The organism is Roseburia sp. MSJ-14, assembly GCF_018918225.1.
Lineage (GTDB): Bacteria > Bacillota > Clostridia > Lachnospirales > Lachnospiraceae > Petralouisia.
The window spans coordinates 136,366-161,500 of sequence record NZ_JAHLQD010000032.1; the positions used below are offsets into that span (position 1 = coordinate 136,366).

Below are 25,135 nucleotides of genomic sequence, written 5' to 3' on the forward strand. Positions count from 1 at the left end.
CTGTATTATTTTTCTTTCTTTTGATGATGCATTTGTTCTAAATATACTAACAGTACAGATATATCCGCCGGTGACACTCCGGAAATTCTGGAAGCCTGACCTACACTTACCGGTTGATACAAATTCAATTTCTGTTTTGCCTCAATACGAAGACTCTTTACCTGTTCATAATCAAAGTGTTCTGGAAGCTTCTTATTTTCCAACTTCTTAAATTCCTTTACCTGCTTCATCTGTCGTTTGATGTATCCATCATATTTAATATGAATATTTACCTGCTCCACTACATCATAAGCAAGTTGCGGACGCTGCGGATCGATTTCTGCCAAATCCTCATAATTCAATTCCGGTCTTCGAATTAATTCTGCTAAAGTAGTACCATTTTTTAACGGTGTGCTTCCATGTTCTTCTAGTACTTTTTGCGTTTTCGCATTCGCACCAATATTTACATGCTCTACTCTTTCCACTTCTTCTTGAATTAATCTTTCTTTTTCCACAACCCAGTCATAACGTTCCTGACTTATCAAACCAATTGCATATCCCTTTTTTGAAAGACGTAAATCTGCATTATCCTGACGTAAAAGTAAGCGATATTCCGCTCTTGAAGTCATCATGCGGTAAGGTTCTTTATTTTCTTTTGTAACTAAGTCGTCTATCAATACACCAATATAGGATTCTGAACGATCCAATACCAATGGTTCTTTTCCCAATACTGACATTGCTGCATTAATTCCTGCCACTAACCCCTGACTGGCAGCCTCTTCATAACCCGAGCTACCATTAAACTGTCCTCCGGAAAATAACCCTTTGATTTTCTTAAACTCCAGTGTAGGATTTAATTGTCTTGGATTAATACAGTCATATTCAATGGCATATGCATTTTTTACAATTTTTGCATGTTCCAATCCTGGCACAGTACGATACATTTCATATTGAACATCTTCCGGAAGTGAACTGGACATTCCTCCAATATACATTTCATTGGTATATTTTCCTTCTGGTTCAATAAATACCTGATGTCTTTCCTTATCCGCAAATTTTACAACTTTATCTTCGATAGAAGGACAATATCTCGGACCTGTTCCTTCAATAATGCCGGCATAAATAGGGGAACGATCTAAATTATTTTTAATAATCTCATGTGTCTTTAAATTAGTATAAGTTAACCAACAAGATTCCTGTTTGATTTGAACATCTTCAGGATTAGTAGTAAAGGAAAACGGAACAACTCTTTCGTCTCCCTTTTGTTCCTGCATTTTTGAAAAATCAATGGAACGTTTATCTATTCTTGCCGGAGTTCCAGTCTTGAAGCGGAATATTTCTACACCATTTTCTTTTAAAGAATCTGTAAGATGATTTGCCGGCTGCAAACCATTTGGTCCCGTATAATTAATAACTTCACCGTATAAACATCTTGCTTTCAGATATGTACCGGTACATAATACCACTGCTTTACTATAATAAGTAGCGCCTGAAAAATTTTTTACTCCTTTTATAACACCATCTTCTACAATTAACTTACAGACCTCGGCTTGGCGAATCGTTAAATGTTCTGTATTCTCCATTGTCATACGCATAGCTCTACTATACTCTGCCTTATCTGCTTGCGCACGAAGCGAATGTACTGCTGGTCCTTTAGAAACATTCAACATCTTTGACTGAATAAATGTTTTATCAATATTCTTTCCCATTTCTCCGCCAAGTGCATCAATTTCTCTTACCAAATGTCCCTTAGAACTTCCTCCAATATTTGGATTACATGGCATCAATGCGATACTCTCTACACTTACTGTAAATACAATGGTTTCCAATCCAAGTCTTGCACAAGCAAGTGCTGCTTCACATCCAGCATGTCCTGCTCCTACTACAACTACATCATAATTTTCCTCTATGCAAGGCATTTTTTATCCTTCTTTCTATTTCAAGTTTCTATTTGCATTAAATTACCGCTTCTTTTTTTATAAATAGGTAAATATTATTTTCCCATACAAAACTTACTAAAGATTTCGTTTACTAAGTCCTCTCCCACTGCTTCTCCTATAATGCTACCTAATTCTTCATAAGCACTCATTAAATCAATGGAATAAAAATCCTCCGGCATTTCATTTTCAATACTTTGCTGTACCAGTTGAAAACTTTTCATTGCAGATTGCAATGCAGCTTTTTGTCTTACGTTTGTAATATATATTTCATCATTAAAGGAAAGCTCTCCTTGGAAAAACATTTCCTTTATGGTATTTTCTAACTTATCAATTCCGGTTTGTTCTTTGGCTGAAATTAAAATTACAGGCTTTTCCATATTGTTTTCTTCTAATACCTTTTCTACAACTTCTTGTGAAGTAACTTGTGATAAATCTGATTTATTTAGAAGAATAATTGCTTTTTTATCAGAAAGCATGGAAATAATCTCTTCATCATTTTGATCTAATTCCGTTGAAGAATCTACTACATAAATAATTAAATTTGCACTCTTCAAATATTCCTTTGCCTTATCTACACCGATTTTTTCCACAATATCCTCAGTATCTCGGATTCCGGCAGTATCAACAATATTTAATGTAATTCCATTTAAGTTGATTTGTTCTTCCAGTGCATCTCGGGTGGTACCTGCAATATCTGTTACAATTGCCCGTTCCCTTCCTAATAAAACATTCATTAAAGAAGACTTTCCGGCGTTTGGTTTTCCGATAATTACAGTGTTAATTCCTTCTTTTAACAGCTCTCCATTTTCAGATGACGCTAACAATATTTCTATCTCCTTAGAAATGCCCTCTATAATTTTAGATAACTTTTCTCCATACCCATCAATAGAAAAATGTTCCGGATCATCCAATGCGGATTCTATAAAAGCAATTTCATGAATTACTTTTCCTCGAATCTCCTTTATCTTTTCCTTTACCTTTCCCTGTAACTGACTGATAGAAGATTCCAATGCAAAATCATTTTTTGCATTAATCACATCTATCACTGATTCTGCCTGTGACAAATCAATTCTTCCATTTAAAAATGCTCTCTTTGTAAATTCTCCCGGTTCTGCCGGACGTGCGCCATACTTGATTACCGTCTCCAATATACGTTTCATTACCAAGGTTCCACCATGACAATCAATCTCAATCGTATCTTCCGTAGTATAACTTCGAGGTGCTCTCATAATTACTACCATTACTTCATCAATAATCTTTTCTCCATCACAAATATAGCCATAATGTACTGTATGGCTTTCTTCTTGTGATAACTTCTTTTTTCCATTTTTAGAACGATATATTTTATCTATAACTGAAAATGCTTCTTCACCACTAATTCGTACAATTCCTATTCCTGAATTTGTCATAGCAGTTGCAATCGCTGCAATGGTATCTGTCTTCATAAGAGCTCCCTTCTATATCTAAACCTATATTTTCCTTGCGCACATAATAAGGCTTTCCCATTATAACATAAGTGTCATAGTTTGAGAAAGCCTTTCATAAATTAATATAATTATCTTTTCAAGGTAACTACCACATGTCTGTAAGGTTCGTCTCCCTCACTGTGTGTACTTACATAACGATCATTTTGTAAAGCAGAATGAATTACTCTTCTTTCAAATGGATTCATTGGCTCTAAAGAAACCGGACGTTTTGTTCTTTTTACCTTGTAAGCGATATTTCTTGCAAGATTTTCTAATGTCTCTTTTCTTCTCTTACGATAATCCTCTGTATCCAATTTTACTTTAACATATTCATTTACTTGTTTTCCAACTGCAAGATTGGTTAAATATTGAAGAGAATCCAGTGTTTGACCACGTTTTCCAATTAAAACGCCCATTTCATCACCTTTTAATTCTACATCTACATTTTTTCCATCTTCGCTTTTTGTAATCATGATTTCTACCTTCATGTCCATTGCATGAAATACATCTTCTAAGAAATCGCGTACATAATCTTCTACATCAGATTTCTTACAAACTCTGATTTTTGCCATTTTACTTCCAATTCCAAGGAAACCATTGCTTCCCTTTTCAATTACTTCATATTCAATTTTATCGCTTGTTGTTCCAAGCTGTACTAAACTTTCTGTAATTGCATCGTCAACAGTCTTAGCTGTTACTTCTATAAATTCCATGACCATTCCCCCTACTTATTGTTACGTTCATTGAATTCTTTTACCATGTTTGCTTTTTCCAAAAGACTTCCTGTTTTCGCCTTCTTTGCATATTCTTCTGTCTGACGAATCTTTTCGTCTTTTTCTCTTTCACTCATTGGCTCTTTGATATTTCTAGTGTTCATCTTAGCTGCATTAGCAATCTGATTCTGATAAACACCTCTTTTTTCTTTTTTCTTTCTAGCTTTTTCCTTGTTCTTTTCAATAATATCATCAAGATCAAGGTTTTCCATACGCTTATTGATAATTAACTGCTGGATACAACGAATTACTGAACCTGCTATCCAGTAAATACCAAGACCAACCGGAACACTGAAACACATAAACAATGAGAACAATGGCATCATCATATTCATCGTTTTCATCTGTCTTGCCATTGCATCATTATCGCCGTTTGCATTGGCTGCTGTTGGCATTAACTTAATGTTAATTACCTGTGTTAAATAAGAAATAAGCGGAACTGCTAAAGCTGCAATAATTAAAATAAAATCTTTTTCGCTCCATCCATTCTTTAACATAGAGAATGGAGTATTTGCAATATTGATTCCTAAAAAGTTATTTAAATGAGAAACCTGTGATGCTGTTGAGCTAATTACATCAGATAATCCTGAAAAACTTTCCTTTAACATATCCCAACCATGACTTGGAAGTGCATAAAGCACATCAATAATTGAGTTGCTGGTAGATGTTGCTGTATCAAAATTCAAACCATACATCGGACGAACTTTAACATCTGATACAAACTTTGTAATGATATCCTGGAATCCGGATACACTTGTAATTTTATCTACTAATGGAATATATACTTCTTTTACACTGCTTACATAAGCTGGAACATTATATACTACACGGTACATTGCCAAAAGAATAGGCATCTGAATTAACATCTGAACACAGCTACCTGTTGGAGAAACACCGTATTTTTCGTAAACTGCCTGGGTTTCTTCATTCATCTTCATCATAGAAGACTGATCCTTCTTGCCCTGATATTTTTTCTGAATCTCTTTTATCTCTGGTTGCATCTTTTGGGATAACTTTGAAAACTTCTGCTGCTTATAAGTCAGCGGAATCATACACATATAAATAATAAATGTAAATAAAATAATACAAATACCTATATTCTGAATTCCAAACACCTTGTCCAGAAACATATATAGATAATTCATAATATAACCAATTAATTTTGCAATAGGCCCGATAATCTTACCAGAATACTGGGTCAAAATAATCTGTGTCAAATTAAAAACCTCCTACATTATGGAACTGGATCATATCCGCCTTTTGAAAAGGGATTACATCTTAATATTCTCCACCCGGCTAACATAGAACCTTTTACTGCACCATACTTTTCTATTGCCTGTAATCCATAAGTGGAACAGGTTGGATAGTACGGGCATTTTGTCGTTTTTAAAGGTGACAAATATTTTCTATAAAACTTTATAATTGCGATTAATATTCTTTTCAAAATATTCCATCTTCTTTTCTAATTTTCTAAAATAAATTTGCTATTGTTTTCTTAAGATATGGTGAAGATTCCCAAGGTGCAACAAAGCACTCTCAGTTTCATGATAAGTTATATTCTTTGCTGAAACCCTTGCGATGACTACGATGTCCAAACCACTATTGAACCTCTCTTCCTGTAGTCGGTATGCTTCTCTTACTAATCTTGTAATATGATGTCTTATAACACTATTTCCTACTTTTTTACTAACCGATATTCCTAGCCTATTTCTTTCCAGATGATTTTCCATAACATACATAACCAAAAAACGATTTGCATACGATTTTCCATTTTTGTAAACATTCTGGAAATAACTATTTTTCTTCAACGATTCTGAGAATTTCATACAAAACTTTCCTCATTCCTCTGATATAAAAAATTTATACCAGTAAGAAGAAAGACCACAAAGTTGTGGCCTAAGCTGATAATTTTTTTCTTCCTTTTAATCTTCTTGCAGCCAATACTTTTCTTCCGCCTGCTGTACTCATTCTAGCTCTAAATCCATGAACCTTGGATCTTGATCTCTTTTTTGGTTGAAATGTCATTTTCACGGGTATCCACCTCCTCTACGTTAAAAAACATCACTTTTGATTATAACAAAAAATCCCCTTAAGTCAAGCTATTTCGCAACTTTTTTCTTTTTTTAAGAATCCGCCACTATATATATTAATAGGAAATTCTTTTTATCAACATCTAGTTTTTCCGCATTTTTCTGATTTTTATACTTTTCCACAAAATTAACATGCTTTATTATTAATAAGGAAGAAACTCATCCCATCCACAATTTATGCACATTTTTAGCGTTTACATAAAGTTATCCATATTTTGTGGATAACTTGTGGAAAACTTTTTGATATTCTGTTTATACAGAAATCGATTGTTGATTTTTTTATTATAAAATCAATGTTTTTTCTACTGTAGATATGTTTATAATACATTTCTTGATAAAATAAACATATTTTCATTTTTTTATCAATCCCCTATACCCATCTAATTTTGTAATTGATTATTTAAGCGATTTGCGGTATTATAGAGTGTGGAAGACTATGAATATATAAATAGAAAGAAGCTTGGAGAATTATATGGAACTTATTTTAGAAAAATGGGATGAGATTTTACGAACTGTCAAAGAAGAATATGAAATTTCCGATATTGCTTTCGATACTTTCTTAAAACCATTAAGCGTTTACAGTATTGAAGATATGAAACTCTACATACTGGTACCTTCAGAACAAATTGGTGTGAATTATATTTCAAAGAGATATACCCTTCCTATTAAGGTAGCAGTAGCTGAGATTACTGGAATTGAATATGAGATTGAATTTATTCTTCCTGAACAGACCAAATCTATGAAGTCTTTTCGGAGTAAGAGTCCTGAATTCATTCCAAATACAGATAAAACCAACCTGAATCCAAACTATACCTTTGATACTTTCGTGGTTGGTGAAAATAACAAGTTTGCCCATGCGGCATCCCTTGCAGTTGCTGAGTGTCCGGGTCAGGTATACAATCCCCTCTATATTTATGGTGGACCGGGATTAGGAAAAACCCACTTGATGCAATCCATTGGACATTTCATTTTGAAACAGCAACCTGAAAAAAAAGTTCTTTATGTTACTTCTGAAGAATTTACAAATGAAGTAATTGATTCTATTCGTAATGGTAATGCATCCGCAATGACGAAACTTCGTGATAAATATCGTACTGTAGATGTATTAATGATTGACGATGTTCAGTTTATTATAGGAAAGGAAAGTACACAGGAAGAATTTTTCCATACATTTAACGTACTTCATTCTGCCGGAAAGCAGATTATTCTTTCTTCCGATAAACCACCAAAAGAAATGGAAACCTTAGAAGAACGTATTCGTTCCCGTTTCGAATGGGGACTTTTAGCGGATGTTGGTTATCCTGATTATGAAACACGAATGGCCATTCTTCGTAGAAAAGAAGAAGTTGATGGCTTTCATTTGGATGATCAAATATTGGATTACATTGCAACAAACATTAAGTCCAATATCCGTGAACTGGAAGGAGCTTTAAATAAACTTCTGGCTTTTTCTAACTTAGAGCATACTGACATTACAATGGAAATAGCTGTGCGGGAATTACAAAACATTATTTCTCCGGACAAGCCTAGAGAGATTACTCCGCAACTTGTAATTGAGATTGTTGCTGAACATTTTAACATTTCTACTGATCAGATGATTTCTAAGAATCGTAGTAATGAAATTGCACGACCTAGACAAATTGCCATGTATTTATGTAAAAATATGACCGATACTCCACTAGAAACCATTGGTGCATTGCTTGGAGGACGTGATCATTCTACTATTATTCATGGTATTAAGAAGATTACAGGCGAATATGAGACAAATGAAACTTCTCATAACCTAATTGAAACTATTAAGAAGAAGATTAACCCGAATTAATTCTTACTTCAACAATTGTGGACAAGTTATTCACACTCTATGTTGAAATACCTTGATAAGCTCTTATTTATGCCCTAAAATCCATTTTTAAGATTTTTTTGAAATAAAAGCGGTTTTAATTATTCACAGCTTATCCAGTCGATTTCAAGGAGGAATTCACAGAATTATACCTTAAGCTCAAGTCCCTAAACATAAGGGTTTGAAACACTTATACACTTATTAACATCCCTTAAGATGAAGAATACGAATCTTTAATTATAAATATATCTTTAAGCCCAGGAAGGAGTTATACACAAGCATGAAAATCATATGTTCCAAATCTAATTTATTACACGGCGTAAATATTGTCTCTAAGGCAGTACCTTCTAGAACCACTATGGCTATTTTAGAATGTATTTTAATTGACGCTTCTACCAATGAAATAAAATTAACTGCTAATGATATGGAATTGGGAATAGAAACAAAAATAGAAGGAGAAATTGCTGAACGTGGAGTGATTGCATTGGATGCAAAAATCTTTTCTGAGATTGTAAGAAAACTTCCTGATAATGAAGTCACCATAGAAACAGATGCATCTTTTAAAACTATCATTACCTGTGAAAAAGCAAAATTCAATATTATTGGAAAATCAGGAGATGATTTTTCCTATCTACCATACATTGAAAGAAATGAACCTGTTGTACTTTCTCAATTCACTTTGAAAGAAGTTATACGTCAAACAATTTTCTCTATTGCAGATACTGACAATAACAAATTAATGACAGGTGAATTGTTTGAAATCAAAGAAAATGAATTAAAAGTTGTTTCTTTGGACGGACATCGTATTTCTATTCGTAATATTGAATTAAAAGAAAATTATGAAAACCACAAAGTTGTTGTTCCAGGAAAAACATTACAGGAAGTAAGTAAAATTTTGCCTGGTGATGCAAATGAAAATGTAAATATGTTCTTCACAGATAATCACATCGTATTTGAATTTGATGATACAACGGTTGTTTCTCGTTTGATTGAAGGTGAATATTTCAAAATTGAACAGATGCTTTCTTCTGACTATGAAACAAAGATAAAAATTAACAAACGTGAATTATTAAACTGTATTGACCGTGCAACACTTTTGGTAAAAGAAGGTGACAAAAAGCCTATCATCATGAATGTTACAGATGGAAATATGGAATTAAAAATTAATTCCTTTATTGGTTCTATGAATGAAGACATTGATATCCAGAAAGAGGGAAAAGACATTTTAATTGGATTTAATCCAAAGTTCTTTATTGATGCACTTCGTGTTATTGATGAAGAAGAGGTTACTCTTTACATGGTAAACCCAAAAGCTCCATGTTTTATCAAAGATGATGAAGAGAAGTTTATATACTTAATTCTTCCTGTCAACTTTAACGCAGCTACAAACTAATTCGAGGTAAAATCAATCATGGAAGAAATAAAATTAAGAGAAGATTATATCAAATTGGGACAAGCCTTAAAGGCTGCAAATTTGGTAGACTCTGGTGTTATGGCTAAATTGGTAATTCAAGACGGACAGGTAACTGTTAACGGTGAAGTAGAATATCAACGAGGTAAAAAATTAGTAGACGGAGATATTGTTTCATTTGATGGCGAAACAATTAAAATTATAAAATGATTTTAAAATCCGTTGCGTTAAGTCATTTTCGCAATTATGACGATTTGTACATGGAATTTGATAAAGGTACCAATATTCTGTATGGTGACAACGCTCAGGGAAAAACCAATGTTTTAGAATCAATTTACGTTAGTGGAACTACCAAATCCCACAAGGGAAGCAAAGATCGGGAATTGATTCAGTTTGGACAAGAAGAATCTCATATTCGAACTGTGGTAGAAAAAGGTGGTTTGGATTATCAGATTGATATGCATCTGAAGAAGAATAAGTCAAAGGGCATTGCTATTAATCGAATTCCTATCAAAAAAGCTTCCGAATTGTTTGGAATTTTAAATATTGTCTTTTTTTCACCAGAGGACTTAAACATTATCAAGAACGGTCCTTCGGAACGAAGAAGATTTCTGGATGTAGAGCTTTGTCAGTTAGATAAAATCTATCTTTATAATCTGACAAAGTACAACAAGATATTGAATCAAAGAAATCGTTTACTAAAAGATATTAATTTTAAGCCGGAGCTTTTAGATACTCTTGCAGTATGGGATATGCAGCTTGTGGAATATGGCAAAAAAATTATACAGACCAGAAAAGAGTTTGTAGAAGAATTAAATGCAATTGTTTATGAGATACATAAGAAAATATCTGGAGACAAAGAAGAACTGGTATTAAAGTACGAACCGGATGTAATAGCAGAAAACATGGAAGCCCAGTTGGAAAAATGTAAAGAAAAAGACTTGCGATTTGGACAGACTTCCGTAGGACCGCATCGAGATGACCTTTGTTTTATGATACAGGAAATTGATGTAAGAAAGTATGGTTCCCAGGGACAGCAGCGAAGCTGTGCATTATCTTTAAAGCTTTCTGAAATAGAACTGGTTAAAAAATCTATCAAGGAAACACCGATTCTTATATTGGATGATGTGTTATCTGAGTTAGATAGTAACAGGCAAAACTTTTTGTTAAATAGTATCCATGATATACAAACAATTATTACATGTACCGGATTGGATGAATTTGTAAGAAACAGATTTGAAATAAATAAAATTTTTAAAGTAGTGAATGGAACGGTAGAGGCAAAAAATAGTCTCTAAGAATTGGAGGAAATATGAGTACAGATACAAATACAAATGCGGAGTACGGAGCGGATCAGATACAGATTCTGGAAGGTCTGGAAGCAGTGCGCAAAAGACCTGGTATGTATATTGGAAGTACATCTGTGCGTGGATTGCATCATTTGGTATACGAAATTGTAGATAATGCAGTAGATGAAGCATTAGCTGGTTATTGTGATACCATAGAAGTTCAAATTCATGAAGATAATTCGATTACAGTTATTGATGATGGTCGTGGTATTCCGGTAGGAATTAACCACAAGGCAGGACTCCCGGCTGTAGAAGTTGTATTTACCGTATTACACGCAGGAGGAAAATTCGGCGGTGGAGGATACAAGGTATCAGGAGGACTTCACGGTGTAGGTGCGTCTGTCGTAAATGCATTATCAAATTGGTTGGAAGTTCAAATTTTCCATGAAGGAAAAGTATATCAGCAGCGTTACGAAAGAGGAAATACCATGTATCCGTTAAAGGTGGTTGGTGAATGTGATCCAGAAAAAAGTGGAACTCAGGTAACTTTCTCACCGGATGGAAGTATCTTTGAAGAAACAGTATATGATTATGATACATTAAAACAGCGTTTAAGAGAGATGGCATTCCTGACAAAAGGATTAAAAATTCGCTTGGTTGACGAAAGAAGTGGAATGGAGCATGAAGAAGAATTCCATTACGAAGGCGGAATTAAAGAATTTGTCACTTATTTAAACCGCAGTAAAGAAGCTCTTTATCCGGATGTTATTTATTGTGAAGGTGAAAAAAACGGAGTATATGTAGAAGTGGCAATGCAGCATAATGACTCTTATAGTGATTCTACTTACAGTTTTGTAAATAATATTACAACCCCGGAAGGTGGTACACATTTAGCAGGATTCCGTAATGCATTAACAAAAACATTTAATGAATATGCTAAGTCAAATAAGATTTTAAAAGAAAATGAAACAGCACTTTCCGGAGACGATATCCGTGAAGGGTTAACTGCAATTATTAGTGTTAAAATTTCTGAGCCACAGTTTGAAGGACAGACGAAGCAAAAACTGGGAAATAGTGAAGCGCGAGGAGCCGTTGATAGTGTAGTAAGTGAGCAGCTTACCTACTTCTTGGAACAGAATCCGGTAGTAGCAAAGTCTATTTGTGAAAAGTCATTACTTGCACAGCGAGCTAGAGAAGCAGCAAGAAAAGCAAGGGATTTAACCAGAAGAAAAACTGCATTAGAAGGAATGTCACTTCCGGGTAAGTTAGCAGATTGTTCTGACAAGGACCCTAAGAATTGTGAGATTTTTATCGTCGAAGGAGATTCTGCGGGTGGTTCTGCAAAGACCGCAAGAAGTCGTGCAACACAGGCAATTCTTCCATTGCGTGGTAAAATTTTGAATGTAGAAAAAGCAAGATTAGATAAAATTTATGGAAATGCTGAAATCAAAGCAATGATTACAGCATTTGGTACCGGAATTCATGATGATTTTGATATTTCAAAATTAAGATATCATAAAATTATTATTATGACCGATGCCGATGTGGATGGTGCACATATTAGTACATTAATGCTTACTTTCTTATATCGTTTCATGCCGGAGTTAATTCGCCAGGGACATGTATATTTGGCAAAGCCACCACTATTCAAGATTGAAAAAAATAAAAAAGTGTGGTATGCATATGACGAAATTGAGTTAAATAAAATTTTAACGGAAATTGGTCGTGATGGAAATAACAAGATTCAGCGTTACAAAGGTCTTGGTGAGATGGACCCGGAACAGTTGTGGGAAACTACCATGGATCCGGAAACCAGAGTTTTAGAGAGAGTCACCATAGATGAAGAAACCTCTTCCGAAATTGATTTGACCTTTACTACCCTGATGGGAGATAAAGTAGAACCAAGACGTGAATTTATCGAAACAAATGCAAAATATGTACAGAATCTTGATATCTAGGATTGAATTACTAGACATCAGTCACAGGAGGATATAATAAATGGATGACAGAATATTCGATAAGATTGATGACGTTGATTTGAAAAAAACAATGGAAAAATCTTATATAGATTATGCCATGAGTGTTATTGCATCTCGTGCATTACCAGATGTAAGAGATGGTTTAAAACCAGTACAGCGTAGAATTCTCTATGCAATGATAGAGTTGAACAACGGACCGGACAAGCCACATCGTAAGTGTGCCCGTATCGTTGGTGATACCATGGGTAAATATCACCCTCATGGTGATAGTTCTATTTATGGTGCCTTAGTAAATATGGCACAGGAATGGTCTACCAGATATATGTTAGTAGACGGTCATGGAAATTTTGGTTCCGTAGATGGTGACGGAGCTGCTGCGATGCGTTATACAGAAGCTCGTTTAAGTAAGATTTCCATGGAAATGTTAGCTGATATCAATAAAGATACCGTTGACTTTACACCAAACTTTGATGAAACAGAAAAAGAGCCAGTGGTACTTCCATCCCGTTACCCAAACCTTTTGGTAAACGGAACTACCGGTATTGCCGTAGGTATGGCAACCAATATTCCACCGCATAACTTACGCGAAGTTATCGGTGCAGTAGTAAAAATTATTGACAATCGAATTGAAGAAGATAGAGAAACTGATATTGAAGAAATCCTAAAAATTGTAAAAGGACCAGATTTCCCAACCGGAGGTATGATTTTAGGAACTGCCGGAATTGATCAGGCATATCGTACCGGTAGAGGTAAGGTAAAGGTTCGTGCAATTACCGATATTGAACCAATGCAAAACGGAAAGAATCGTATTGTAGTTACAGAACTTCCGTACATGGTAAATAAGGCAAGATTAATTGAAAAAATTGCTGAAATGGTAAGAGATAAAAAAATCGATGGAATTACAGATCTTCGAGATGAATCCAGCCGTGAAGGTATGCGTATTTGTATTGAATTGCGTCGTGATGTAAATCCAAATGTTGTATTGAATCAGCTTTACAAGCATACACAATTACAGGATACCTTTGGTGTTATTATGTTGGCACTGGTAGACAATCAACCAAGAGTCATGAACTTAAATGAAATGCTTGGATATTACCTGAAACATCAGGAAGAAGTTGTTACCAGAAGAACAAAATATGAGTTGAACAAAGCAGAAGAACGTGCTCATATTTTGCAGGGATTATTAATTGCTCTTGATAATATCGACGAAGTTATCAGCATTATCCGCAGCAGTGAAAATGTACAGTTAGCAAAAGCACGTTTGATGGAGCGATTTGCATTATCTGATGCGCAGGCGCAGGCAATTGTAGATATGCGTCTTAGAACACTTACCGGTTTGGAACGTGGTAAGTTAGAGGCAGAGTACAAAGAGTTAATGGCAAGAATCGAAGAATTAAAGGCAATTCTTGCAGATGAAAAGAAACTTCTTGGCGTAATCAAAGAAGAGATTATGATAATTGCAGAAAAATACGGAGATGATAGAAGAACTTCCATTGGATTTGACGAATATGATATTTCCATGGAAGATTTAATTCCAAGAAGCAATACGGTTATTGCTATGACAAAGCTTGGATATATCAAACGTATGAGTATTGATAATTTCCATAGCCAGAACCGTGGTGGTAAAGGAATCAAGGGAATGGAAACCATTGATGATGATTACATTGAAGAACTTTTGATGACAACCACACATCATTATCTGATGTTCTTTACCAATACCGGAAAAGTATATCGTATGAAAGCATATGAAATACCGGAAGCAAGCAGAACCGCAAGAGGTACTGCAATTATTAACTTAATTCAGCTTCAGCCGGGAGAAAAAATTACGGCAGTAATTCCGTTAAAAGAATATAAAGAAGACCACTACCTGTTTATGGCAACCAAGAATGGTATTGTAAAGAAAACACCTGTAACGGATTATGCAAATGTAAGAAAGAAAGGTCTTGCTGCTATTAACCTTCGTGAAGATGATGAACTTATTGAAGTTAAGTTTACCGATAATACCAAGGATATTGTATTGGTTACCAAGTATGGTCAGTGTATCCGTTTCCACGAAACAGATGTAAGAAGTACCGGAAGAACCTCTATGGGGGTTATAGGTATGAATCTTGCAGATGAAGATGAAGTAGTTGGAATGCAGTTGAATACTCAGGGCGAATATTTGTTGATTGCTTCTGAAAAAGGTCTTGGAAAACTTACAAAGATGGAAGAATTCAGCCCACAAAACCGTGGCGGTAAGGGTGTGAAGTGTTATAAGATTACCGAAAAGACTGGAAATATCATCGGAGTAAAGGCAGTAAATATGGATAATGAAATCATGATGATTACCACAGAAGGAATCATTATCCGTATGAAGGTAGAGGGAATTTCCGTTCTGGGACGTGTAACCTCTGGAGTTAAACTGATGAACCTTTCTGATGACGTTACGGTTGCAAGTATTGCAAAAGTACGAGAAGACAAATCTCTTATGGAAGAAACAGATGAGTCAGAATTAGTTACCGAGGAAGAAGAAAAAATGAGTGCAGCGGCTGCAGCCGAGGCAGCAAAAAGAGCTTCCGGTCAGGTAACAGAAACAGATGATGAACTGATGCAGGAATTATTAGAAAGAGCAGAAGGGGATTCTGAGGAAGAAGAATAGAGTTAAAAATAAAATAAAGTGGAAAAATAAACCGCATTGTGGATAAAGCACAGTGCGGTTTGTTTTTGTGTGAAAAAGCAATCAAAAATGTTCCATAAATGTCATGTTAATATAATAAAAAGTATGATATATTAAAAATTAGAATATGCGAAGTTATTCAAAAGACATATACACAGGAAGGGAAAACCGGAGATAAAGAAGCATGTTAATATTATTATCAACAGGCTTATCAGTTGATGAAATTAATAAAGGTAGAATCAAATGTGAAAGTGTTGGAAAATTATTATAAACGTAATTACAACAAAGAAATTTTTTTATGAAGATTATTGTAGCCTCAAATTTCTTGAAGATGTATATTGGAATTAAAAAAAGTACAGTAGAGTTTTGAAACATTGGATAAGTAGTAATATAAATATAGATATAAAACATGTATTATTTTTAATAGTAAATAATGATAAAAATAGTAGCAGATTTAAAAGTAAAAGTTTATATAAAAACTGAAAAATAAAAAAATCCGGTTTTGGTATAAACTTTTTCTTAAAAATAATATAAAATAAAAGAATAATTCCAGATCAACCAATTTCAAAAAAATTAAGGAAAAGGATATCAGAGATATGAAGAAAGAATACAGATACTTTTTTATTGCAATGATAATAGTTGTTATTGCCACAGGATTAATTTCATTATCAGGACCGCTATGTATAGAGATTTGGAATAAAAAAGGAGAGACTTTGTCGGCAAAAGGGTTAGCGTTTGTAATAGGGTTAATGGTATTGGCAAATATACTTAATATCATACTGATTGTATATCGTGAAAGGTTTGCTCAAAAATATAATGAACATAATTTTAAAAAGTATATTGAATTGCTGTTAAATACAAAATATGATTATTTGATAGAGGAAGGACCATCAAATTTATTAGAAAAAATAGTAAATTCAGTAAATGGCATATATACATATATGACGGATGCATTTATCCATATGTGGTCATCAATTTTAGTTGCAGCAGGCTGTATTATTCTTACAGCAAATGCAAATATATGGCTTGCAATTATGTTGTTACTTGTAATACCAATTGACTATCTGGGATTTAAAATACTAAACAATCAATTGTCTAAAAAGTCCCAAATAATGCAAAAAATGACGGGAGAAGGTTTTCAGGAGATAATGTCTGATATACAGCAACCGGATTATATGAAGCAATTGTCTGATTATACTCCTCTTTTGGAAAAAATGTCCGTATCTGTTGCAAAAATCTATAGAAGTATGGCACGGGTCAATGAATATGCTCAATCTATGTCAACAGCTATTTCAGGAATTTCAAGTATCATTCAAAATATAGTAATGTTAATAATGGTATATTTATTTTATTGTGGTGAAATTACACCATATTTATTAATGATATCTACAATCGCAGTTCCCATGTATTTTTCCAGTGTAAATACGATTGTAAATACAAACATAAGTAAAAGAGATTATAATATAGCAAAAGATTTGTTTCATAAGTTAGAGGAAAATTCAGATATATCCGGTTTTGAAAGTGTAGACAATATAAGTTCTATAGATGTTGATATATCAAATTTAATTATCAAGAATAAGTCTATTCCTTTCAAGGGAAAAACTGAGTTGGAAAAGGGGGATATTTTGCAGGTGTGTGGACCAAGCGGTTGTGGGAAAAGTTCATTTGCAAAAGGAATTATAAAATTTAGAGAAATGAAAGGAGTTAAAATTAATGGATTTGAACTAGAAAAAATTTCTAACAAGTCAATAAGGGATAGAATTGAATATGTATCACAAAACATACCTATTATCAAAGGTTCTTTAAGAGAAAATCTTCTATTTGGAAAAAAGCGAGATGTTGTTAGTGATAGTGAATTATTGTCTTTGGAATTTATGAAAAGCATTTATGCTGATAAAAAACTTGATGATGTAATATTGGAAAATGGGGCTAACTTATCTGGGGGAGAAAAGCAGAAAATTGCAATTGCCAGAGCATTAATCTCAAATCCAGATGTTTTGATATTAGATGAAGTATGTAGCAATATCGATGTAAAGGTTTCAAATGAAATTTATTCCTTGATTGCAGCTGAAAGATGTAAAAGAATAACTATTTTGATAACACATGATAAATTACCAAATGGATTAGTAAATAAAATGATTAATTGTTAAAGTATAAATTATAAAAAAGAGAATGTGAAGAAAAAAAGTGGAAACAGAGGATAATAAAGAAATTTTATTATGGCAAAAGGGAGAAAGATTATGAAAAGAGCAGTAACAATACTTTTAATAATTTCGCAATTACTTATTTTTTCGAGTTGTGATCAAAATACTACTGCATTCACAGAAAGCAATCATCCACGCTCTGAGTCATACAACGCGACCTTTGATACTATGTGTAAGACAGAAGGAAACCTGACAGTACATATCGCAGAAGAAGTTTATGAAGAAAAAAATGCAGACAAAGTGTTCCAACAAATAAAAGAAGATTATGATAAAGTGATAAAAGTTACGGGACAGAAAGAAAATCCAGTGACAGTATATATTGTATCAAAAACAATTGTAGGAAAGGTTTATTGCACAGAAAATGAAATCTACTGTACGACGTCTGATTTGGAAACAGAGGATTTTAGAAAGTATCTTGTAAAAGAAACTTTGAATGTGACTGATATGTGGCAATGTATAGGATTGAGAGATTTTATATTTGAAAATAAAAGTAAAACATTGGATATAGATGAGCTAAAAAAATACTATAGTAATTCAGAACATATCAATACATTATCTATGTTTCCAGCTTATTTTATAGAAGAATTTGCAGATGAAGATACAAGAAAAGTAGCAAATACAACAGCTGATTTATTGACACAATGTATTATAAAGGAAAAAGGAATAGAGGAATATTTAAATAATGGAAATAGTAGGGAATACCGAAGTCAGTGGATGAAATCCATCGGGATAGATGAAAAATATCCGTGGAATGATGAAGAAACAGAATTTTTAAATAATATACAATTTAAAAGTTCGCAACAGTACCCATTAATTTTAAATGTAGATAATTGGAATTATAATTTTCAGATTACAGATTGGCTTCAAAATGCAGATGATATGTTAACATTTTGGATGAAAACATTGAAAGGGTATCAGGGATTATTAGAAAAACTTCAAGAAGATAATTTATTAGAAACAAAACAAATTCAAGAGATACTAAAAAAGGAAAAACAGGTAAATTTATTGGAGACAGCGGATGGAACTAGCAGTACAGATGGAAATGTAATTCAACTTAGAGCGGCAAATAGTATTTGGCATGAAATGGTTCATGTATTTGTTCCACCATCTTCAATAGAAAATAAAAGGTGGATTGCAGAAGGAATTGCGGATTACTACGGATTGCAGATAGAAAATAAATATGGAAAATCTATTAGTCAAGGTGGAATTTTTAGATATCTTACATATGATTTAAGAGAAACAGATACTGATTCAGAAAGTGTATTTGAAAAGAAGGTAATTGATTATTACCTAAAGTATTTAAATTTACCATTGAGTGAGGAAGAGGTTGATGAAATATTAATCTACGAAGCATGGGGAGTGGTAGCTACTCTTAATCCAGAATTAAAATCTGGAATTTATATAGTAGATACACCAATTGCAGATATAAGAGAAGAGGGAGTTCAATCAAAGCTAGAAAGTAAAAGAGGAAATAGTCTTTCGTATCCGGAGGCATATGTTTTTGTAAAGTATTTGGTAGAAAATTATGGAATTGATACAGTAGTTCAGGCAACATCTGAGTACGAAGAATTAGAAAAAATTTTTGGAAAAAGCTATGAAGAACTATATTCTGATTTTTTAAGTAATGTATCAGAAAAGAATATTTAATGATTCCAATTAAACTCTATAAACTAAAAAGTACAGAAAAAAGTGAGGTCTTGCTAATGATAACATTTTTTAATCGAAAGAAACTTTTGGTAGATATATCTTCAGAAGAGATTGCCAATATAAGAGAAAAGTTAGAGGCTAATGAGATTAAATATAATTTGAATACAAAGAGAAATTCTAATATTTTGTTAGATATAATTCATTCAGATATGGCAGCAAGAGCAAAACTTCCATATTCATATACAGAAGAAAAAATAAAATATTATTATGTAATTTATGTGAGAAAAAAAGATTATGCAAAAGCAAAGAAGTTATGTTCTTGAATAAAAGGGAAGTAATAAATTATATGTAGAAATAAAGTGAAAATACAGTTTTAGATATGTTACATATAATTTAAAAGAAAAAGAGATTGAATAGAAAAAATAGTAATTGCAAAATATTTTTAACTCCTCTATAATCATAATAAATGTACCAAAGGAGGAGTTTTATCATGCCAGTATCATTTTATGAAGTAGCTTGGATATTTGTAATTTATGCATTTTTAGGGTGGTGTACAGAGGTAGCATATGCAGCCTTAGAAACAGGTAAGTTTGTAAACCGTGGATTTCTAAATGGTCCGGTGTGTCCGGTCTACGGCTGTGGTGTATTAGTTGTAATAGTGATATTGACACCTTTAAAATACAATTTTTTAATACTATTTGTCGGTTCTATTTTACTTACATCAATCATTGAATTTATTACAGGATTTTTATTGGAAAAGCTATTCCACAACCAATGGTGGGATTATTCTAAACAACCTTTCAACATTTGTGGATATGTGTGCTTAAAATTTTCTATCCTGTGGGGAATTGCCTGTGTTTTGATTATGGATGTGATTCATCCAACTATTTATGCAGTTCTTAAAGCAGTGCCAAAACTTCCAGGAACTATTATTTTGGTAATCTTATGTATTGTATTTGCAGTAGACTTAGTAATTACAGTAAGCACTATTCTCAAGTTTAATGAGCATTTGAAGATGATAGACGAACTTGGAGCTAAGATAAAGGTCGTTTCCAATGAAATAGGTGAAAATATCTATGAAGGTGTTACCACCGTATTAGAAAAAAGTGAAGATTTTAAGGAAACGATGGAAGTTAAAAGTACAGAGTTTTCTGAAAATCACGAGGAACTTGTGGAGAATCTCACCAGTATAAAGAGCAGTATTACAGATAAAAAAGACGAACTTACCGAAAGTTTTGGAAATGTAAAGTCTGCATTCAGTGGAAAAAAGGAAGAATTATTGCAGCTTCAGGCGAAGTATAAAGAAGCCTTAGAAAAACGAAATAGTGGTGAAAGACGTTTGATGAAAGCATTCCCGGCAATGAGAGCAAAGGGACATGAAGAATCCTTTAACAGATTAAAAAGATATTTTGAAGAAAAAAGAGAAGAAAAAAGAGAAAAATAAAATAGAAGTATTTGAGGGATAAAAATGGGGAAAATGGAGCGAAGCAGGAAACTATACAATTTGTCTTAATAGTAGCGATATTGGTTACGAAAAATGTATTGAGATTATCTGTGACTTAGCTAAGAACTTATAGTTTTACAACAAAAAATAGTCATTTCACGACATTTACATATAGTAATAGGGCATTTTTTCGATATAATAGAGAGAAAAAGAATAAGGAAGTGGAAAAATGCAGATTGCAATATGTGATGATGAGGAATCTGTACGGAAAATCTTAGAGGAAAAAATAAAACAGTACAATCCAAATGGAGAAACCGTATCTTATTCATCCGGCGAACAACTGCTTTTAGCAGAAAATCCGCCGGATATTTTATTTTTAGATATTCAGATGCCCCAAAAAAACGGAATGGAAATAGCAAGGGAGTTACGCAAAAAGTCAGAAAAGATGATTCTTATTTTTGTCACAGCCATAGAAGAATATGTATTTGAAGCATTTGATGTAGGTGCTTTTCATTATCTGGTAAAACCATTCAGTGAAGAAAAGTTTAGAGAAGTTATAAAAAGAGCAATAAAACAATATGAAGAAAATAATGTAGATATTCAGGCATCAGAAAGTTGTATTTGGGTAAAAACCAGAGGAACTAGCACAAAAGTGTGGATAAAAGATATTATTTACGCAGAAGTATTTAATCGAAAAATTATATTACATAAAACAGATGGGGATTTAGAGTATTATGGGAAAATGTCAGAATTAGAAAAGCAAGTAGGAAAAGCATTTTTTCGCTCTCATAGAGCCTATTTAATTCATTTCAAATATGTAGAAAAGTACAATGCCACTACTATTTATCTGGAGAGGGGTACCGCAATTATGGCAAAGCAAAACTATCCGGAGTTTGTAAAAAGGTATCTTAAATACAATGAAAGTAAGCGGAAAGGAATATAGTGTGGTATGAAAAACGTAGCATTTTATTATGCTTTGGCAAATAATATATTTATCATAGGAACCATAGTAATTACTGCCTATTGCTATTATTATCTGGCAAAGCAGTTTATGGGAAAGAAAAGAAATGTCTGGCTGGTAGGATTCGTATATTTTGCTGTAATGTTGTTGTTGTATTATATTCCAATCCCTATAAGTAATTTTGTGGTATACGGAATCGGAACTTTGTCCGGGTTTCTGGTAATGTACTGGATAGAACGAGAAAAAGTGGAGCAAAAGATGTTTTTGGCAATAACATTCTTTTCCTTGCGCTGGCTTTCATTTTCTATGGAAGGCTGTGTAGAAATAGAATGCTACCAGATAATAAAAAAAGGTATAAAAGAGAATAATGATTGGCACATATGGTTTCTGGTATTTATCACACAGTTATTATTTTCGTTTCTCTTTAGTTTTTTGTTACTGTTTTTCGCAGTATGGCTGATTCAAAAGGTTTATATATACAAGGAAGAGGGAATGACTAGGAAAGAATTGATGCTCCTATTTATTCCATCCTTATCAGGTATTATGGGGTATCTGATGTTAAAATATTACAATCAGATTTATGAAACAGATACGAAAAAAAGTATTTATAATATCTATGGCGGGTACAATTTACTTTGTTTTATTACCTATGCCATATATTTTGGCGCAATTTTGGTGTTAATTTTTCTGTTTCAGGGAATCAAAAGTACGCAAAGAGAAGAACGACAAAATCACATGTTGCAAAATCAGATAGAAGAGATAAAAGCCCATGTAGAAAAAGTGGAAAAGCTGTATCAGGAAATACGAGGAATTAGACATGATATGGGAAATCACATCATGATTCTGCAAAATCTCTATGAAAAAAGAGAATATCAGGAAGCAAAAGCCTATATGACACAGCTAAAGCAGGAGTTAGATAAAATAACCCCAGAAATAAAAACAGGAAATCCCATAACAGATATAATTTTAACAGAAAAGCAAAAAGAAGCAGAAGAAAAGGGGATAGCATTTCATTGTAACTTTCATTATCCTCAAAGTACTAAAATCAACGTTTTTGATATCAGTGTTATCCTGAACAATGCCATTACGAATGCAATGGAAAATGTAAATGTAAGGGACAATCCTTATATTGAAATAAGTTCCTATCGTGAAAAAAATGCCTATCTGATAGAAGTAAAAAATTCCTTTTTAAATGAACTTTTGTTAAATGAAAAAACAGGTTTACCAAAAACGACCAAAGAAGAAAAGGATAAGCATGGATTTGGTCTTGAAAATATAAGAAGAGTAGCACAAAAATATTTTGGAGATATGGATATTACTCGAAAAGATCAACTTGTTACCCTCAAAGTTATGTTGATGTTAGAATAAAAGTTACTTCACGACAAAAAAGAGCCGTTCTACAACAAACTTCTTTCCTTTAATTGAAAGAATTCCGAAATATCCGGTGAAAAGGAATTTAATTTAGATTCAAGGAGGAAAAATATGATGAGAATTAGTGGTATCAGCCAGGGGGCTGCGCAGGATAAAACAACAATGTTGCAAACCCAAGATGCTGAGAGTAGAAGGATTCAAAAAGAAATCAGCAATGTACAAAAAAAGCTGCAAGAGCTTTCATCCAATGATGAAATGGATGCAGAAGAAAAAATGAAAAAGCGTCAGGAGTTGCAAAAACAAATAACAGAGTTAAACAATGAATTGCGTCAGCATCAGATAGAACAGCGAAGAGAAGAACAGCAAAAAAAGAATTCCTCTATGGATGAATTAACAGAAAAATCAGGTGAAAAATCAGAAAAAGATAAAAATATGAAAGCAATGATTTCGGCTGATAATGCAATGAATCAGGCAAAAGTACAAGAAAGTGTAGCAACCCATATGGAGGGAAGGGCTGCTGTTCTTGAAATAGAGATTCGTATAGATCAGGGAAGAGGAGGTTCTACAGAGGGAAAGGAAAAAGAGCTTGCAAAAGCAGAAAAGGCAGTAGCAAATGCAACAACCTCTCAGGCAGAAACCCTTGGAGAAGCAAATCATGAATTGAAGGAAGAAAATAGTGTACAAGAGAAAGAAAAAGAGAAAAAGGAATCAGAAGGGACTGAAGTAAAAGGATATACCAATGATGGAAAACCCATAAAAGACCAAACACAGCCTATGGTTTCTGTTCAGTTATAATAAAGATTATAAATTAAAATAGAATAAAAATAAAACGAAAGTCAACACAAATTTATTGTAAAACGATAAATTTGTGTTGACTTTTTTGAATTGTAGTAGTATTCTATGGATAAATAAGGAAAGAAAAGCAAAATAAGGAGGCTTATTATGAGTCAAAAAAGTTTAAGTAGATGGTTAAAAGGAATCATAGCAGGAATGGTGATTTGTGGAGCAATTGTTTACTTATATTTTATCCCAGTGTGGGGAAAAGAGTTTACAGAAATAAATGAAGAGTATATGTCATGGTATCTGCCATGGTTGATTGTTTTACTGATTTCAGCAATTCCATGTTACTGGGTGCTGTATTTCGGATGGAAAATTTCCACAGAAATAGGAAAGGACAATTCTTTTTCTATAGAAAATGCTCTATACCTTAAAAATATAGCGATATTAGCAGCATTAGACAGTGTTTACTTTTTTGTAGTGAATTTAGTATTTATGGTAATTGGAATCAATCATCCGGGAATGTTTTTAATATCTCTTATCGCAGTGTTTGTGGGAATTGCAATCACAGTAGCTGCCGCAGCCTTATCACATTTAGTACGCAAGGCAGCGGAGATTCAAAAAGAAAATGAATTTACCATTTAAAAATACAAAAAGAGGTGAGGCAAATGTCTATTATTATAAATATTGACGTAATGTTAGCAAAACGAAAAATGAGTGTAACCGAATTATCAGAACGAGTAGGCATCACGATGGCAAATATTTCAATTTTAAAAAATGGAAAAGCGAAAGCAATTAAAGTAGATACATTGAACAAGATATGTAAGGCATTGAACTGTCAGCCCGGAGAAATTTTAGAATGGAGAGATGATGATGGAGACGATGGAACAGAAATGTAAACTAGAAAATCCCGTGTTAGAACACAATACAATATATTTTCTTGTAGCAGCATTGATTTATAGTGTATGTTTTACCATAGCTTTTTATAAAAACTATGCCAGCGTGACGTTTCCACTTATTATAGTTGGAACACTGTTCCTTTGTGGATTATTCTTAAAAAAATCAGGGATTGTATGGAAAACACAAAATCTTTATTATGTGATACCAATTGTGCTATTAGGAATTAGCACAATGTTAACTAGTGTCTGCTGATTAAAAGAAAATCAGCTTAAAACTATTGATTTTACTGTATTTTCTGCTCAAAGATGGTATAATAAAGTGCACGGTTTTAACAGAACTTAAATCTTTTTTCGTGCAGTTTTCAATAGAAAAATACCATTTACGGAGCGGAAAATAATGTACAAATAT

The 25,135-nt window shown here is 33.2% G+C and carries 23 protein-coding genes; 16 read left to right on the plus strand and 7 right to left on the minus strand.

The features are described 5' to 3' along the window. Positions 1-5 precede the first annotated feature (5 nt). The 7 genes from mnmG to rpmH form a co-directional block, all read right to left on the minus strand. Entirely contained in the window at positions 6-1,898 is a 1,893-nt protein-coding gene (gene mnmG / locus KQI83_RS11970; protein WP_216558316.1) for a tRNA uridine-5-carboxymethylaminomethyl(34) synthesis enzyme MnmG, read from the minus strand. Between the two features lie 74 nt (positions 1,899-1,972). Beyond that, positions 1,973-3,364 (minus strand): tRNA uridine-5-carboxymethylaminomethyl(34) synthesis GTPase MnmE, encoded by a 1,392-nt coding sequence (gene mnmE / locus KQI83_RS11975; protein ID WP_216558319.1) that lies wholly within the window; start codon positions 3,362-3,364, stop codon positions 1,973-1,975. Positions 3,365-3,474: 110 nt separating this feature from the next. Continuing rightward, complete coding sequence (gene jag, locus KQI83_RS11980) at positions 3,475-4,098, minus strand: RNA-binding cell elongation regulator Jag/EloR (RefSeq protein ID WP_216558322.1); 624 nt, start codon at positions 4,096-4,098, stop codon at positions 3,475-3,477. An 11-nt stretch (positions 4,099-4,109) separates the two neighbouring features. Continuing rightward, complete coding sequence (locus KQI83_RS11985; protein WP_253295602.1) at positions 4,110-5,375, minus strand: YidC/Oxa1 family membrane protein insertase; 1,266 nt, start codon at positions 5,373-5,375, stop codon at positions 4,110-4,112. Between the two features lie 17 nt (positions 5,376-5,392). Continuing rightward, positions 5,393-5,602: a membrane protein insertion efficiency factor YidD gene (gene yidD, locus KQI83_RS11990; RefSeq protein WP_075717631.1), complete on the minus strand. Its 210-nt coding sequence runs from the start codon at positions 5,600-5,602 to the stop codon at positions 5,393-5,395. A 40-nt stretch (positions 5,603-5,642) separates the two neighbouring features. Continuing rightward, positions 5,643-5,984 (minus strand): ribonuclease P protein component, encoded by a 342-nt coding sequence (gene rnpA / locus KQI83_RS11995; RefSeq protein ID WP_216558325.1) that lies wholly within the window; start codon positions 5,982-5,984, stop codon positions 5,643-5,645. A gap of 70 nt (positions 5,985-6,054) precedes the next feature. After that, complete coding sequence (rpmH, locus tag KQI83_RS12000) at positions 6,055-6,189, minus strand: 50S ribosomal protein L34 (protein WP_075717635.1); 135 nt, start codon at positions 6,187-6,189, stop codon at positions 6,055-6,057. A gap of 531 nt (positions 6,190-6,720) precedes the next feature. On the opposite strand from rpmH, the gene dnaA reads away from it, so the two are divergent. The 16 genes from dnaA (at position 6,721) to KQI83_RS12080 (ending at position 24,979) form a co-directional block, all read left to right on the plus strand. Then, positions 6,721-8,070, plus strand: coding sequence for a chromosomal replication initiator protein DnaA (gene dnaA, locus KQI83_RS12005; protein ID WP_216558328.1), 1,350 nt, complete (start codon positions 6,721-6,723; stop codon positions 8,068-8,070). Positions 8,071-8,368: 298 nt separating this feature from the next. Then, a complete protein-coding gene (gene dnaN, locus KQI83_RS12010; protein WP_216558330.1) occupies positions 8,369-9,481 on the plus strand; it encodes a DNA polymerase III subunit beta in 1,113 nt (370 codons plus the stop codon). A gap of 18 nt (positions 9,482-9,499) precedes the next feature. Beyond that, complete coding sequence (locus KQI83_RS12015; RefSeq protein ID WP_075717641.1) at positions 9,500-9,709, plus strand: RNA-binding S4 domain-containing protein; 210 nt, start codon at positions 9,500-9,502, stop codon at positions 9,707-9,709. Beyond that, complete coding sequence (gene recF / locus KQI83_RS12020; protein ID WP_216558332.1) at positions 9,706-10,797, plus strand: DNA replication/repair protein RecF; 1,092 nt, start codon at positions 9,706-9,708, stop codon at positions 10,795-10,797. The genes KQI83_RS12015 and recF overlap by 4 nt, the downstream gene beginning before the upstream one ends. Before the next feature lie 14 nt (positions 10,798-10,811). Further along, the gene (gyrB, locus tag KQI83_RS12025) at positions 10,812-12,746 is read left to right on the plus strand and encodes a DNA topoisomerase (ATP-hydrolyzing) subunit B (protein WP_216558335.1); all 1,935 of its coding nucleotides are present in this window, start codon (positions 10,812-10,814) and stop codon (positions 12,744-12,746) included. Between the two features lie 40 nt (positions 12,747-12,786). Continuing rightward, positions 12,787-15,405 carry a DNA gyrase subunit A gene (gene gyrA, locus KQI83_RS12030; protein ID WP_216558338.1) on the plus strand — a complete coding sequence of 873 codons (2,619 nt, stop codon included), beginning with the start codon at positions 12,787-12,789 and terminating at the stop codon, positions 15,403-15,405. Positions 15,406-16,019: 614 nt separating this feature from the next. After that, entirely contained in the window at positions 16,020-17,573 is a 1,554-nt protein-coding gene (locus KQI83_RS12035) for an ATP-binding cassette domain-containing protein (RefSeq protein WP_216558340.1), read from the plus strand. Between the two features lie 90 nt (positions 17,574-17,663). Further along, positions 17,664-19,274: a hypothetical protein gene (locus KQI83_RS12040; RefSeq protein ID WP_216558342.1), complete on the plus strand. Its 1,611-nt coding sequence runs from the start codon at positions 17,664-17,666 to the stop codon at positions 19,272-19,274. A gap of 56 nt (positions 19,275-19,330) precedes the next feature. Further along, complete coding sequence (locus KQI83_RS12045; protein WP_216558344.1) at positions 19,331-19,597, plus strand: hypothetical protein; 267 nt, start codon at positions 19,331-19,333, stop codon at positions 19,595-19,597. 167 nt (positions 19,598-19,764) lie between these two features. Then, complete coding sequence (locus KQI83_RS12050) at positions 19,765-20,718, plus strand: putative ABC transporter permease (RefSeq protein ID WP_216558346.1); 954 nt, start codon at positions 19,765-19,767, stop codon at positions 20,716-20,718. 229 nt (positions 20,719-20,947) lie between these two features. Further along, positions 20,948-21,661: a LytR/AlgR family response regulator transcription factor gene (locus KQI83_RS12055; protein ID WP_216558348.1), complete on the plus strand. Its 714-nt coding sequence runs from the start codon at positions 20,948-20,950 to the stop codon at positions 21,659-21,661. Positions 21,662-21,667: 6 nt separating this feature from the next. Beyond that, entirely contained in the window at positions 21,668-23,047 is a 1,380-nt protein-coding gene (locus tag KQI83_RS12060) for an ATP-binding protein (protein ID WP_216558350.1), read from the plus strand. Between the two features lie 114 nt (positions 23,048-23,161). Further along, positions 23,162-23,845 (plus strand): FlxA-like family protein, encoded by a 684-nt coding sequence (locus KQI83_RS12065; protein WP_216558352.1) that lies wholly within the window; start codon positions 23,162-23,164, stop codon positions 23,843-23,845. A gap of 147 nt (positions 23,846-23,992) precedes the next feature. After that, on the plus strand, positions 23,993-24,472 hold the full coding sequence (locus tag KQI83_RS12070) for a DUF2975 domain-containing protein (RefSeq protein WP_216558355.1): 480 nt from the start codon (positions 23,993-23,995) through the stop codon (positions 24,470-24,472). Between the two features lie 23 nt (positions 24,473-24,495). After that, a complete protein-coding gene (locus KQI83_RS12075) occupies positions 24,496-24,726 on the plus strand; it encodes a helix-turn-helix domain-containing protein (protein ID WP_216558357.1) in 231 nt (76 codons plus the stop codon). Next, positions 24,701-24,979, plus strand: a complete 279-nt coding sequence (locus KQI83_RS12080) for a hypothetical protein (RefSeq protein WP_216558359.1) — start codon at positions 24,701-24,703, stop codon at positions 24,977-24,979. The genes KQI83_RS12075 and KQI83_RS12080 overlap by 26 nt, the downstream gene beginning before the upstream one ends. The last annotated feature ends 156 nt before the right edge of the window (positions 24,980-25,135 follow it).

Bases quoted from the DNA above. Each gene is read 5' to 3' on its own strand.
- mnmG (WP_216558316.1), bottom strand. From the start codon at position 1,898: ATGCCTTGCATAGAGGAAAATTATGATGTAGTTGTAGTAGGAGCAGGA.
- mnmE (WP_216558319.1), bottom strand. From the start codon at position 3,364: ATGAAGACAGATACCATTGCAGCGATTGCAACTGCTATGACAAATTCA.
- jag (WP_216558322.1), bottom strand. From the start codon at position 4,098: ATGGAATTTATAGAAGTAACAGCTAAGACTGTTGACGATGCAATTACA.
- rnpA (WP_216558325.1), bottom strand. From the start codon at position 5,984: ATGAAATTCTCAGAATCGTTGAAGAAAAATAGTTATTTCCAGAATGTT.
- dnaA (WP_216558328.1), top strand. From the start codon at position 6,721: ATGGAACTTATTTTAGAAAAATGGGATGAGATTTTACGAACTGTCAAA.
- dnaN (WP_216558330.1), top strand. From the start codon at position 8,369: ATGAAAATCATATGTTCCAAATCTAATTTATTACACGGCGTAAATATT.
- KQI83_RS12015 (WP_075717641.1), top strand. From the start codon at position 9,500: ATGGAAGAAATAAAATTAAGAGAAGATTATATCAAATTGGGACAAGCC.
- recF (WP_216558332.1), top strand. From the start codon at position 9,706: ATGATTTTAAAATCCGTTGCGTTAAGTCATTTTCGCAATTATGACGAT.
- gyrB (WP_216558335.1), top strand. From the start codon at position 10,812: ATGAGTACAGATACAAATACAAATGCGGAGTACGGAGCGGATCAGATA.
- gyrA (WP_216558338.1), top strand. From the start codon at position 12,787: ATGGATGACAGAATATTCGATAAGATTGATGACGTTGATTTGAAAAAA.
- KQI83_RS12035 (WP_216558340.1), top strand. From the start codon at position 16,020: ATGAAGAAAGAATACAGATACTTTTTTATTGCAATGATAATAGTTGTT.
- KQI83_RS12040 (WP_216558342.1), top strand. From the start codon at position 17,664: ATGAAAAGAGCAGTAACAATACTTTTAATAATTTCGCAATTACTTATT.
- KQI83_RS12045 (WP_216558344.1), top strand. From the start codon at position 19,331: ATGATAACATTTTTTAATCGAAAGAAACTTTTGGTAGATATATCTTCA.
- KQI83_RS12050 (WP_216558346.1), top strand. From the start codon at position 19,765: ATGCCAGTATCATTTTATGAAGTAGCTTGGATATTTGTAATTTATGCA.
- KQI83_RS12055 (WP_216558348.1), top strand. From the start codon at position 20,948: ATGCAGATTGCAATATGTGATGATGAGGAATCTGTACGGAAAATCTTA.
- KQI83_RS12060 (WP_216558350.1), top strand. From the start codon at position 21,668: ATGAAAAACGTAGCATTTTATTATGCTTTGGCAAATAATATATTTATC.
- KQI83_RS12065 (WP_216558352.1), top strand. From the start codon at position 23,162: ATGATGAGAATTAGTGGTATCAGCCAGGGGGCTGCGCAGGATAAAACA.
- KQI83_RS12070 (WP_216558355.1), top strand. From the start codon at position 23,993: ATGAGTCAAAAAAGTTTAAGTAGATGGTTAAAAGGAATCATAGCAGGA.
- KQI83_RS12075 (WP_216558357.1), top strand. From the start codon at position 24,496: ATGTCTATTATTATAAATATTGACGTAATGTTAGCAAAACGAAAAATG.
- KQI83_RS12080 (WP_216558359.1), top strand. From the start codon at position 24,701: ATGGAGACGATGGAACAGAAATGTAAACTAGAAAATCCCGTGTTAGAA.